At 54.2% G+C, this 13,932-nt stretch carries 5 protein-coding genes; 3 read left to right on the top strand and 2 right to left on the bottom strand.

Features of this window, described 5'->3' with window-relative positions:
- Window positions 1–26 precede the first annotated feature (26 nt).
- Complete coding sequence (locus M504_RS13340) at window positions 27–3,332, bottom strand: TonB-dependent receptor (RefSeq protein WP_047492185.1); 3,306 nt, start codon at window positions 3,330–3,332, stop codon at window positions 27–29.
- Between the two features lie 28 nt (window positions 3,333–3,360).
- Window positions 3,361–4,860 (bottom strand): sulfatase, encoded by a 1,500-nt coding sequence (locus M504_RS13335; protein WP_047492182.1) that lies wholly within the window; start codon window positions 4,858–4,860, stop codon window positions 3,361–3,363.
- A 371-nt stretch (window positions 4,861–5,231) separates the two neighbouring features.
- On the opposite strand from M504_RS13335, the gene M504_RS13330 reads away from it, so the two are divergent.
- The 3 genes from M504_RS13330 to M504_RS13320 all read left to right on the top strand — a co-directional run bounded on the left by M504_RS13330 (window position 5,232) and on the right by M504_RS13320 (window position 13,923).
- Complete coding sequence (locus tag M504_RS13330; protein ID WP_047492179.1) at window positions 5,232–6,641, top strand: hypothetical protein; 1,410 nt, start codon at window positions 5,232–5,234, stop codon at window positions 6,639–6,641.
- Between the two features lie 520 nt (window positions 6,642–7,161).
- Window positions 7,162–10,437, top strand: coding sequence for a hypothetical protein (locus M504_RS22345; protein WP_198137598.1), 3,276 nt, complete (start codon window positions 7,162–7,164; stop codon window positions 10,435–10,437).
- 354 nt (window positions 10,438–10,791) lie between these two features.
- Complete coding sequence (locus M504_RS13320; RefSeq protein WP_047492176.1) at window positions 10,792–13,923, top strand: hypothetical protein; 3,132 nt, start codon at window positions 10,792–10,794, stop codon at window positions 13,921–13,923.
- The last annotated feature ends 9 nt before the right edge of the window (window positions 13,924–13,932 follow it).

The raw sequence follows: 13,932 nt of genomic DNA, 5'->3' as shown, positions 1-13,932 counted from the left end.
ACGGTGTCTCTGTTGAAGAACCTTGCTTAGAACGCCAGCTTCACAGCGATCTGTAGAATTCGTGCTGCCTGCGTGCTGGAGATGATGCCTGCCGTGGGCGATCCGATGGTTGCTGCAGGATTATTGAAGTTCGCGCGATTGAGTGTGTTGAATGCTTCTCCGCGAAGATCAAGGTCATAACGATCACCAAAGAGCACGTGCCGCTCGATTGTCATATCCACGTTGAAGTAGCCAGGGCCTGTGAGGATGCCGGTCCCAGAATTTCCAAAGGTGTACTGCGCTGGCGCAGCAAACGCGGTGGTGTCAAACCAACGATTGATCGTACGCCCCGACGACAGGGCACCGCTTCCAATGCGATTCGGGCGCTGTGTTCCACCACCCGACGAGTTCGATAGATTGCTGCTATAGAAGACAGTGAAAGGCGAACCTGAGTGCAGTGACCACACACTGCTCACACTCCATGGTCCAACGATGCGCGAGACAAAGCCGTGGTTGAGATAGCGGCGCTTTGGTCCGAATGGTAACTCGTATACTTCGTTAACTACCAGGTTATGACGCTGGTCATCGGCAGAGCGGCCGTAGTTGCAACGCAAGCAGCTGTTGTCCTGAATGTCGTTATTGCCTCCACCGTTGGGGTTGCCGAAGTCTGACAGGTACTTGGAATAGGTATAGGAAACGCCGAAGTTCAAACCACCGGAAGTTCGTTTCTCTGCATGCACCTGAAGGCTGTTGTAGTTGCCATCCGCGACGCCTCCACGATATGCAACATTCACCAGGTTGGGATTAATGGTGTAGTACGGGCGACGCGGTCCTTGATCACCTGCGCCGGGCCTCGATTGGTTGAGATTCAAACTGTTCACCAACAAGTGATGACTCACCGTGCCCACATAACTCACGTCCAGGATGACGTCCTTGCGCAACTCACGCTGCACACCAAGGCTGAACTGAGTAACGCTGGTCTGCCGTGTATTGGGGTCCCATACTGTTGGACTGCCTGTGGAAATGGCGGCAATGTTATTCGGATCGGGCGCAACTGGAGTTGGAAGACCGTTCCGCAACAACGCTGTTGGCGCTGAATTCACAGAGGTGGTGATGGCCTGTGCAAAGTAATACGGCAGGTTCTTATACAACTGTGCACCACCTACGAGCGTGTCCACATATGAAATGCCGAATCCTGCTCTTAGAACGGTCTTCCGCGATTCATCCAGTGTGTATGCAAGACCGAGGCGAGGCGAGATAGTCTTCAGATCAAAGTTTCGAAGACGACGTCCATTTCCATTTAAACCTGCTACCTTTAGCAGTCCCGTCTTTATATCAAGATTCGCCCAGTGATCATGCACCTCGTAGGGTGGAGCACTAATCTCCCAACGAACACCGTAATCAAGCGTCAGACGATCTGTGGCGCGCCATGTGTCCTGTGCGTACGGTGCAAGTTGAAAGGTTCGCATGCCAAAGCTACCGGTGAGGATGTTACGGCTTGCACTGTCAGTAGCACCCAACGCAAGATCGGCCAATGCGTAGTACTGCAACTGCGTTGCAGACACCGTAGCGGCGTTGTTCGCGCGCGTGTACTGACCATTGAAGTCAAAGGTTCCACGCACTGGAAAGGCTGAGAAGCCATTAAAGCGGTGACGAAGAAAAAGCAGTCCCACCTTGATGGTGTGGTTCCCGACGGTGTGCGTCAGGTTGCCATCGTATTGGAAGGTAGTGATATGGCTGATCTCTGGATAGGTTGAACTGTCGCCCAGCGTGGCAAATCCGCTGAGTGTGAATGCAGGCAGGCCACCAGATTGCGCGTTGTAATTGATACCGGGAATGCCGAGGTTTGTTGCTGCTGGAACATTCAGGTTTACTGGCGCAACATTAGCGTTCCACCGAACTACTGCCGCGTGCAGGTCAAGCAGTGTGTTTGCGGAGAATACGTGAGAGTAACCGAGCGTCCCCGAGTGAGCAAACGCATCTGTCTGGTATCCGTTGCCACCCGTTGAGAGATACTGGCCTACCTGAATATTTGCTGCGGGGTTGGGATACATGGTGCCGGGCACGGTCTGCGATGCGCGGTCGTACGCGTACTTGAAGAAGAGCCGATCTGAACTGAACAAGTTCTGGTCGATACGAACGTCGAACTGGTTGTCGCGCAACAACAAGCTTGGCGTGATGGTGTAGTTATTGGTTGCGTTGCCGTTGGTGGGCAACGGGATGAGACTGGCCAGCTTGACGGCTGAAGGATCGAGGTTAGCAGAGAGATTGTTGCCCGCATAAGGCGTACGTGTGGTCACGCCGCCCACCGTGGTTGTGGTGTACGGGTTATAGATCGTGGCGGGAGCACCACTGAAATTGCCCGTCTTCACCATGTTCACCATTGCTTGCGTTGGAATGGTTGTGGTTTGGGTTACGGGTGTGTGCTGGCGAATGCCCTGGTAGTCCGCGAAGAAGAACGTGTGATCACGGATGATGGGTCCACCAAGGTTGCCACCGAAAACATTGCGGTTGTACTTGGGTCGCGCAAGACCAGCCTGCTTTGCAAAGAATGTGTTCGCATTGAGCAGATCGTTGCGCAGAAACTCCCATGCAGCGCCGTGAAACTGATTCGCGCCACTCTTTGTGCTGACGAGCGTAACCGCACCTGCAGATTCCCCAAACTCGGATGTATAGCTGCTGGTCAATACGCGATATTCCTGAATGGAATCTACGACAGGCACGATCACGAGAGTGTTCAGCCACTGGTTGCGGTTATAAATTCCGTCAATCAGATACGAGTTGGTTGCGGCCGTTGTGCCATTCACGCTGAAGTTTGCGCCACCACGAATCGAGTACGCGCTGCCGCCCTCACCAAGATTGCTTGCCGTGCCCTGATGCGCTCCCGGTGTGAGCAATACAAGGTCCGTGAAGTTGCGTGTGGCAAGTGGCAGGTTCACAACCTGCTTGCTATCGACCAGTGACGAAACGGTACCGCTTTGCGATTGCAGCAGCGAAGCCTGCGCTGTTACTTCAACCGTCTCCGCTGCACTACCTACAGTCAAATCAAGATCCAATGTGAGCAAACTTGCCGTAGTAAGCGTGATGCCGGAACGATCCAGCTTCTGGAACCCTTGTGCTTCCACCGTTACGGTGTAGGAACCAATTGGCAACGATGATCCGACATAGTCGCCACTGGCATTCGAGTGCAGTGTTCGTGAAAACTGCGTTGAAGTATTGGTCAACGTAACCGTCGCATTGGGGACAACGGCTCCTGACTTATCTCGGACAGTGCCAAGGATGTTGCCAGTCTGCTGTGCATATGCCGCTGCACTTACAAGCAGGAGAGAAGGAACTACAAACAGCTTTTTCATGATGGCCTCAAAAATGAATCGTCGTTGCTTAAACGCGTACGTGCTGTGGTGATGGCAGTTTTTGCCATGTGCGGATCTGTGCCTTCATCGCCGCACATCGTTCTGCGTTCTCAGGAAGTGCCGCAACGTTATGCAACTCCTGCGGATCGGTCTTGAGGTTGTAGAGTTCGGGGATATCGTTTTCCCAAAGCGTGTACTTCCAGTCGCCTTCGCGAATCATGGTCTTCGGCTGTTTGCCACCGAGAGCGTATTCGGCATACACCGGACCAAATGCGTGGGCCTTTCCATCCAATAGCGGACGCATGGTGCGCCCATCATTTGGCTGTAACAGTGGCACGCCAGCAAGATCAGTAAACGTGGTGCACAGGTTCACCTGGCTCACTGGCTCAGTTACCGTGCTTGCGTGTTGTCCGGGAACGCGTAGTAACAACGGGATGCCGCAGGAACCTTCATAGAACTCAAACTTCGCCCAAAGTCCCAACTCGCCCAGCATGTCGCCGTGGTCGGACGTGTAGCAGACGATGGTGTCGTTCTCCAGATTCAGACTGCGCAGCGTGGCCATCACCTGCCCCAACGCGTCATCCATTTGGGCCAGATTTGCGTAGTAGAAGGCCAGCCGCTTCTTCGCTTCCATGGGGTCGTGCAACTCCGGGGTGGGAGCATCGAAGCCGATTGTCTTTTGTACTTCCTGAGGCAACGTTGCGAGGTTTGCCTTGCCCCAGCTGGCCGGCAACTCCATGTCCTGCCAACGGAACATATCTGCAAAGCGCTTCGAGGGCATAAATGGGTCATGCGGCTTGAGGAACGATGACACGAGGAAGAACGGCTTATCCCCAGTACCGAACCGCTTGAGAAAGCGATTCGACTCACGAGCCACAAACGACTCAAAGTGGTCTTCCTCTTGCATCAGCGAAACTTCGCCAACGGCGACTGATCCCTTTCGCGAATCAAGCGTGCGATGCCCCTTCCAAGGATCACCTTCCTCACGCCACAGGTCATCGATCTCGGGCAGTCCCGATCCAGAGTTTGGCCTCCCAAGCTCGTCGGCATACAACTGCGTTTTAGGCCCAAGTGCCTGGAACCAGTCATTAAAGCCCAGATGGTAATCAAAGCCGTGGGTCTGAGCGTCCACCCAATGCATCTTCCCAACCAGGCCTGTCATGTAGCCCGCCGCGGCAAAGTGGTGCGCCATGGTCTTGTGTTCAGGCGCATAGGGGGTCATGTTGTTCTGCGCTTCATTGTGATGGCTGTATAGCCCCGTCATCAGAGATGCTCGCGATGGCGTGCAGACAGGGTTGGTGCAGTAGGCCTGTGTAAAGCGGCTCCCCGTCGCCGCCAGGGCGTCGAGGTTCGGGGTGTGTGCAACTCGGTCGCCACTACAACCCATCACACGGCGGTTGTGCTGATCGGACATCAGCAACAGCACATTGGGGCGTCGCTTTTTGAGGGGAGCCGCGCCCGATCCACGAGTGACAGCCGCAACGGCAGCAAGCGATCCGGCCTGAGTTAGGAATGTTCTTCGATTCAATGCAATATCTCCACTGGTCTTACGAACCCTCGAAGCATTCGCTCTCTGTGTCCACGCTGCAAAGGTGAAAACACCGTGTATTCGCGCTAAATCACGAAAATAGAGCTACTTATCGAGGTTATGAAGGTGTGCTTTACACCGTGTAAAACACGAATTGCGTTTGGTATCAGCGGCAACGTACGATGTTCGACCAACGGATCAATCGCACAATACGGCGACGCTCGTCACCACGACACACTTTTTCAGAGAGGGGTTTAGCGCAGGCAACAACAGGTGGCCGCAAAAGGATGGGCCAAACAACTGTCGTAGATGGGCAGCAAAGTGCTCATGTGCTTTGCAGCATAGCAACAAACTCATCTGGCTTCAAATACATGGCTGAAGAAAAACGCGTTGTAGAGCCCGCTACCAACATTCTCCCCACCAAACGCGCGCGTCTGGCAGAGGCCAATCACCTACGCAATGATTCGCACGTAGACTCGCTGGAATGGCAGGCTGTCCTCCGCATTACCAATAGCCACGGATTCGCCAAATCGGCGTTGCTTTCGAACTTTCTTCGCTATGTGTGCGAGAAAAAGCTGCAGGGTCGCGTTACCGAAATTACGGAACAGCAGATTGGTACCCATGCCTTTGGTCGTCCAGCAGCGTATAACCCTGGCGACGACAATATTGTTCGCAACTATGCACGCATTCTTCGTCTGCGTCTGGATGACTTTTACGCCGAAGAGGGCCGTGACGAGGCACTGCGTATTGTCATTCCTCGCGGCAGCTATATTCCCCACTTCGAACAGCAGACTCTCCCGGTAGAGAACAGCCGGGTTCCGATTGCGAGTCTGACGGAGATTCCGCCGGCTTTGCCGGACATACCGGCACACATCTCTGAAGATCAACCAATCGGCCCAGCCCCGTTATGGAAAAGCGGGAAAGCCTGGACCATAGCCGCAGTTGCCGTGCTTCTGCTGATTGCGGCTGGTTACACTGGCAGACGAGCATGGGTCGCATTCCACCCGGATGCCTACACCGAGTTTTGGAATGAGGTGCTCACGCCGAGCCGTTCCAATGTGGTGGTGTTGGCTGACAGTGGCTTGGGGGTGCTGCAAGATATCACCGGAGCTCGAATCGGACTTCATGAGTATGCGTTCGGGGATACATCCGCTATAGCCACTGCATTCGCAAAGCGCTTCCCCGATGTCCCGTTCGGAATTGACCGCTTCAAAAACTTAACCAGCACAGCCGACATCCATAGTCTGCTTGATATTGCTGAGCAACCTCAGTTTGCTGCAACCCGCCCTCGTGTGCGCTCTGCGCAAGAGGTACACATGGACGATCTCTCCGATGCAAATGCAATCATCGTAGGTGGTCCGCGAGCAAATCCGTGGGGTGATCTTTATGAGCCAGCCTCTGATTTTCGCTTGGAAATCCCTGGCGAGTTTCACGGTTCCCAATTGGACGCGCGTGTCGTCATCAACAAGGCCCCCAAGGCTGGTGAAGCCAGTCGATATTCCAATGGATTCCATGCAGAAGGTGGCTACGTAAACCACAGCATCCTCTCATTTCTGCCTAGCATTGATGGCCATGGCCATGTCCTGATCTTCCGCGGAGGCAATATGGGAGCGACGCAAGCAACTGCAGACTTTGCGACTGACAGGCTTTCCATGGACCCGATTCTCAAACTCGCTCGCAATGCCGATGGAACCTTGCGCCCGTTTGAAGTTCTGCTGGAAACGCGTGTCGTTGGCGCAAGTTCACCCAAGGCCGAAGTCGTGCTCGTTCATTACAGATGATCTGTCGACCGAGAACTTGCAAACCTTCCATGGCAGCTCATGCCGCGAGCACTGGATTCCCAATCTGCGAGACGCCTAGATCTAAGTATCGCTGGGTGAGACGAAATAGTACTTCACTGTAGCGTGCAATTCACGAGGCCGGGAGTGTCTTCCCTGTGTGAAAACGCGAACGCTGTTGGGGAATTCGATACATCCGAGGATGCGAGCCCGCCCGATCAATGATTCAAAAATGAAACGGCAGCTACTTACCTATTTGCGCGGGGCATTCGCGTTGACACGCCTTCGTACTGAGAACTACAAGGCTCGTGGAAATTACAAATCCCCCCGCTGAAGCTTTCTGACCTTGGTGCCAGAAGGCTTAGGAGACCCTATGTTTTCAAAACGAGGTTGGCTTTCGCTCAGTATTTCCTGGCTTTTCTCTCTGCTGATAAGTGGGTCGATGAGCCATGCACAGGTAAGTTATACAACGACGTGGGCTGGAAACTCATACTCAACGACTCCTACATATGTTGGGAACGCAATGCGTTCGATGTGGGTTGCGCCTGAGGGCGTCATCTATACCGCATCCATGTGGGATGAAAGCCAGGGCAGCATCAACGTCTATCAGAATGGACAGAAGACAAACACTATCGGCGCGCATGGAGAGGCTCAAGGCGGTGCCATTAGCGGCGATGCCACACATCTTTTCTCCGCACTGCAGTTCAATACAAGCCTGGGCGGCAGCGGTTATATCGGGCGCTACAACCGCAGCACCGGTGTGCGTGATCTGACCTGGTCCGCGAGTACAGACTTAACGGAGCGACGCGCCGATGTCATCACAGGAATCGCCGACACAGGAACGCTCGTTTACGTCAGCGATCATCCCGACAACCTGGTGCGTTGCTACACGACTGCGGGAGTATGGCAATCGGACTGGAGCCTTACCGATCCGGGTGCGATAGCAATCGATGGATCGGGCAACATATGGGTCGCTCAGATGAACGAGGGAACGATCCAGGAGTTCTCATCGTCGGGAACCGCGCTGAGCACAATCAATATTGGAGCCAGTGCGCGGCCGTCAGCTTTGTATTATGACGCGGCCAACAACCAGTTGATGGTTGGCGATCAAGGCCCGAACATGAACATCCAGATTTATGGAAACCTGTCGAGCTCACCTTCCGTAGTGGCATCTTTTGGTGTGCAGGGCGGATATCTCGATTCGACTACTGGCAACAAAGGTCAGACCGGAAGTAAGCGTTTCACACGCATCGTTGGCATTGGAAAAGACAGCACAGGGAATCTGTATGTGCTCAACAATCCCTGGGGTGGAACCTGGGATCTTGGAAGAAATGGCAAAACAGACATTCATGCTTACAACAGCGCTGGGGTGTTGCAGTACACCTTGCAGGGCTTGAACTTCGAAGGCAATGCCGCTTTCGATCCCGGCACGGATGGAGCTTATCTATACGGTGGTCAGGATGTCTTCTCTGGCACGGCTGCTGCGGGATATGCCGGCAATAGCGTCGATACGATCGACTACCCCACAGACCCTCGCGTCGACATAACCAATAACAGCCGTGGCTTCGATTTCGGCCTTATAACCAGTGTCAATGGCCATCGCATCCTTGCAGCCGCAGGGCAAAACCCGGATATCTTCCTGTTTTCGTATTTCCCCACCAACCAATACGCATCAATACCTTTTGGTACTTTGCCGGGACAAACCAGCCCAGTGGGTTACACCAACTACTTCAATACCACTGCTCGGGTTAGAAACGGATTCTGTCTTGATACCAACGGAGACATATGGGTTGGATTGGACAAGACCAACGCGATCACACATTATCCGTTGACGGGCTTCGACGCCAATGGTGTGCCAATTTATGGGACACCGACGACAACACCAACACCATCAACGATCGCTCCCCTCGGCGGCATTGAGTACATCCCCTCCACTGACACGATGATCCTGATGAGTGCGAACTCTACCGACTGGACGTCACTGGGTAGTCGTGTCGAGGTTTACCACGGTTGGCTGGCTGGCAACACCACAACACCGAATCCGGTCATCAACCTAAAGACTGGCCAGAACCCCAAGGGACGAGCGGCAGCAGGAAATTATCTGTTCATCTCGTACGTCCACACTGTGCCCGATGTCGATGCCTATAACCTGACGACGGGCGCCAACGATCTCACAATGACCAGTGCCGATCCCAATGTTGCAGTGGGCAACGATGTGGATTCGATGTATGGCATTCGCGCCTATAAAACCAACAATGGCCAATACCTAATCAGCAAGGACAACTACAACAACAATTCGATTGTTATTCACAGGATGACGGTCGTGCCAACGCCGGACTACACCATTGCTGCCACGCCCAGTTCACAGACGGTATCGCAAGGAAGCAGCACAGCCTACACAACGACCGTTAGCGACCTGAATGGTTTTAGCGATACTGTGAACCTAAGCGTGAGCGGGCTACCGACTGGAGCTACCGCGAGCTTCAGTCCGACGTCGGTCAACACGTCCGGAAGCTCGACATTAACGGTTGCAACAGCATCGACAACAGCTGCCGGCACATACACGTTAACAATCACAGGTGCTACCAGCACCCTGTCTCACACAGCTACTGTAATGCTGGTTGTTTCGGGCCCCCCCGACTTCAGTGTCTCGGCAAGCCCGAGTTCACAGACAGTCGCACAGGGCAATAGCACCACGTACACAGCATCCGTCAGCGCGATCAGTGGCTACACAGGAACGGTCAACCTAAGTGTGAGCGGATTGCCCACAGGAGCTACGGCGAGTTTCAGTCCGACGTCAATCTCCGGTTCCGGCAATGCGGCACTCACAATCGCGACAGCAACGACGACTCCGACAGGAACGTACACTCTAACCATCACAGGTACGAGTGGCAGTCTTTCGCATTCAGCCGCCGTAACGCTGGTGATTCCGACACCGGACTACAGCATTTCAGCAACGCCCGCTTCACAGACGGTGTCGCAGGGAAATGGCGCAAACTACACAACAACAGTCGCTGCGTTGAATGGCTTCAGTGGTGCTGTGAACTTAGCAGTAAGTGGATTGCCCACGGGAGCGACAGCAAGCTTTAATCCGACGTCCGTCGCGACTTCGGGAAGTTCAACGCTGACAATCACCACGGCAAGCACAACGGCAATTGGTACGTACACACTGACAATCACAGGTACCAGTGGCAGCCTGGCGCATTCGACTACGGTCACTCTGACCGTCAGTGCAACCACCGGAGGCCTGCCCACAGGATGGGCGGACCAGGACGTAGGCAGTGCAAGCATTGCCGGAAGCGCCAGCTACAGCAACGGCACGTTCACAGTGAACGGCTCCGGAACAAGCATTACTGGTACTGCCGATCAGTTCAACTACGCCTATCAGACCGCAGGCACAAACTACACCATTACGGCTCGCGTTGCGAGCATGACAAACACGAACAGTGGAGCGCAGGCAGGTGTGATGATTCGAGAGACACTCCCACCGGGTGCGGCGATGGTGAACATCAATCTCACACCATCGAACGGTGTCACTTGGGTCTACCGCACAACCACCGGTGGCAGTGCGAGCGGCGGCAGGACAAGCGGCCTTATAGCTCCGTACTGGGTTCGCCTTGTTCGCAATGGCAGCACCTTCACCGGATACTACTCAGCTGATGGAGTGACGTGGACGCAGCAGGGCACGGTCACGCTAACGATGGCGAACAGTGTTTACATTGGACTTGTAGTAAGCAGCCGCACCAACTCCCAGTTGGGCACGGCAACCTTCGACAACGTCTCCATCACGACCCCGTAACTTTGCACACTGGGCCTCTTCTGAATCTCGGCTGAAGATCGAGATTCAGAAGGGGGCTATATTTCTTGTATCGCATCGTGAAATGGCTTTTGGGGTCCGAGAGGGAATGCCTTCAATGAGAACCACAGGGTTGGTCCCGTTTGATTCATATTCATTAGGCAATTGCGTGTGATTCTGCGAAGTAGGCAAATCGCCACACACGAAAAATGAAACGCATAAGAGATGGGGCTGAGTTGCTCGCCCATTATGTTGCAGTACTCCTATAGTGCCAGTATGTACCGTTCTTTCGCAGCGTTTGTCGGTTTAGGAACTTTCGCACTCGTTTTCTGCGGACATGTTCAGTGTCAGGCGCCTATGGCACAGGAAAGCACGCAAGCTCGTGGAATTTCGATTCCTTATGAGTCAAAGGAAGCCGGTTTGTTGACGATTGCTCTGGAAGACGACAAGGGCAACCGCATCAAGAATCTTTCTCCAGACATACCAGTGCATACCGGACACAACGTCATCACATGGGACGGCAGTTCGCTGGGCGGCGTAGCGCATCCGGGACGCTACCATGTGCACGGCTTGTTCCATCAAAAGATCGTGCCGCATCTGCAATACTCCATCTACTCGCCGGGGACGCCACCGTGGCCCAAAGCGGATGGCACAGGAGCGTGGCTTGCCGACCATACCGCCCCGGCATCCGCTCTGTTTCTTCCGGAGGGGAGTACATGGCCTACACATTCAACATCGCCGCAAATCCTTTTCGGTGCGCAAGCGGCTGAAGCTGGCCACGCTCTGATGTGGACCGATCTTAATGGCCACAAACTGGATGGGATAAAGATACGCGGGTGGAATGGCGGCATCGCTCTTGCACGTGATGACGGACGTGAGAGAAATCCAGATCACATTGCCTATACGGTATATGTCGTTAATCCAAGCCGGGATTTCGGAAAGACAGATCCTGGCGGTTTGCAGATCTTCATTCTCACGAACACTGGATTAACTCCGCTAGAGAAAGTTGTTGGCGGAATACAGATGCACGACGCGTTCCGCGAACTTGTGGGACTCGGCGTACAGAACGGTCTTCTACTGCTTGCCAATCCTGCAGCGAATGAGATTGTCGCGTTTGACGTGAGACATGGCGCGCAGCCATCGTTTGCGAAGATAACGCTCCCCCGATTGGGATCGTTGGCATTTGAGCCAGATGGTCATCTGCTAGTGAGCACCGATGGGAACATCACACGATTCGCAGTACAGAACGATTGGCATACGCTGCGCCTGACGGATCCGCAGAAAGTAGTGCCCGCATCTGCTCTCGAATCGCCGAAACAAATCATTGAGAAGGACCGTGAGATCTATGTCACCGACTGGGGACATAGCCATCAGGTGAAGGTGTTCTCATCGGTCACAGGCAAGTTGGCACGCACCATTGGGCGGCCGGGCGGTCCTCAGATTGGTCCTTATGATGAGCAGCGCATGGCGCATCCGCTGGGCATGACAATCGATTCCAATGGCGTGCTGTGGGTTGCGGAAGAGGACTATCTTCCGAAGCGCATCAGCCGTTGGGATGCCAGGACAGGACGCTTTCTCAACGCTTGGTACGGGCCCACGCAGTATGGTGGCGGAGGCTTTTCCGACCCGCATGATCTCTATCGGGCCTACTATCCCTCCATCGGTAATCCCGGCAGCATGGGTCTGCTTGAGTTTCGTATCGATCCCGCTAGCGGCAAGGAACAACTTGCGGCTGTACGTTATCGGTTTCCTGATCCGCTCAATGACAGCATCAGTTACAGCGGTTATCAAACCAAACCCATCTTCTTCCCCAACGACATGATTCCCGTGGGCTCACACGGCGGCATCACTCCTGCACAAACCTTCTATTACAAAGGCCATCAGTACTTCACCGATTCGTACAACACGTACTGGTATAACCAGACGACCGTCACCAACCTGTGGACTCTTGAAAACAGTGTCTGCCGTCCTATTGCCAGTGCGGGTTGGGTGGGACCGGTTGGCAATCCGCATCACTGGGCCACGCTCGATCAGCCGGACATCCGCAGCAAAATGCCACCGGGCGATCCTAACCAGACGTTCTTCGTCTGGACAGATCGCAACCATGATCACGCTGTGCAGGCCGACGAAGTTGAGTTCTTCCGTCCGTCTGCAAAGGGCGGGGCAGGCGTCGTTTTCCAACCAGATCTTTCAATCATCAGCGATGGCCCCTATCACTTGCCAACAGCATCGGTTGACGCCGCGGGTGTGCCTTCGTTTGATCTTTCGAAGCTTGCACTCCTCTCGAAGACCCCGGCAAACGGCGATGTGGCACTTAGTCCCGACGGTTGGTTTGTCGCGGATATGAGCGGCTATAAGGATGGACAGTTGCGCTGGCGCATACCGACACGTCCTTCTTCCTTGCCTCCTTCGGGTGCCGGAGATATCCAAGATCCCAAGCGCATGTTGGGTTATCCCGTCCGGCCTTCTGCAGGGCAGGCCGGATACTTGGTAGCGCGTTATTCCTACATGGGTGAGATATACGTTTACACCGTCGATGGCCTTCTTGTAGCCACGCTTGGAGGCGACACACGCAGCGCCCCGTTCTGGCCCTATTCCAACCAGACTCGCGATATGGAGATCACTGGTCTCAGCTTCGAAGCGGAACAATTCTGGCCGTTCATGTTTGGCGAGGATGATGGCAATGTTTACTTATCTGTTGGAAAGTGGCACACATCCATTGTCCGACTCGATGGACTTGCATCGATCCGACGCGTGGACCTTGGTGACATCACGGTGAGCCAACAGCAGATTGCCGAAGCGGCATCGCTACGCGACGAATCTGTCTTGCGCGAAAAGTTAAAAGGCGAAGTTGAGGTTCATCATGTTGGCGCATCCATCAAAGCCTCTGTTGGTAGCTGGCCGGCAAAAGATTGGGCAACAATCGACAAAAATGCTTCCTTCCAACTGGGCACTGATGGCAAAAACCTGATCGTTGCCTATCGCACCACTCACCCGGACTTGCTGCGTAACTCTGCAACAGAATTTCCATTTGCCTTTACGCAGGGTGGCGGACTCGACCTGATGGTGCGTGCTTCCGGTCCTAGTGATGATCGTCATGCTACGAATGGCGACGCTCGCCTCTTCGTAACGCGTCGCAACGGCAAACCGCTTGCGGTTCTTTACCACCAGAAGAGTAGTACTCCGGGACATCGTGTCAGTTTTGCCTCTCCCATCAGTGAAGTTGTCTTTGACGATGTGGAAGACGTGAGTGATCGCGTTACCCTTTCCGCGGACGGCGGATTCTATCAAGTCTCCGTCCCGATGTCTCTGCTTGGACTTGAGCCATCTGCTGGCGAGCAGTATCGCGGTGATGTAGGCTTTGTCCTCAGCAATGGCACGCGTGCGCAGGCCCGTGTCTATTGGCACAACAAGGTGGATGCCATGACTGCCGATATTCCCAGTGAAGCAAATCTTAACCCTGGTCAATGGGGTCTATTTCGATTTTGATGTTGAATT

The organism is Terriglobus sp. TAA 43, from assembly GCF_000800015.1.
Classification (GTDB): domain Bacteria; phylum Acidobacteriota; class Terriglobia; order Terriglobales; family Acidobacteriaceae; genus Terriglobus.
Note: the sequence above shows the minus strand (reverse complement) of the source record. Positions and strands in the feature narration are given on the sequence as shown.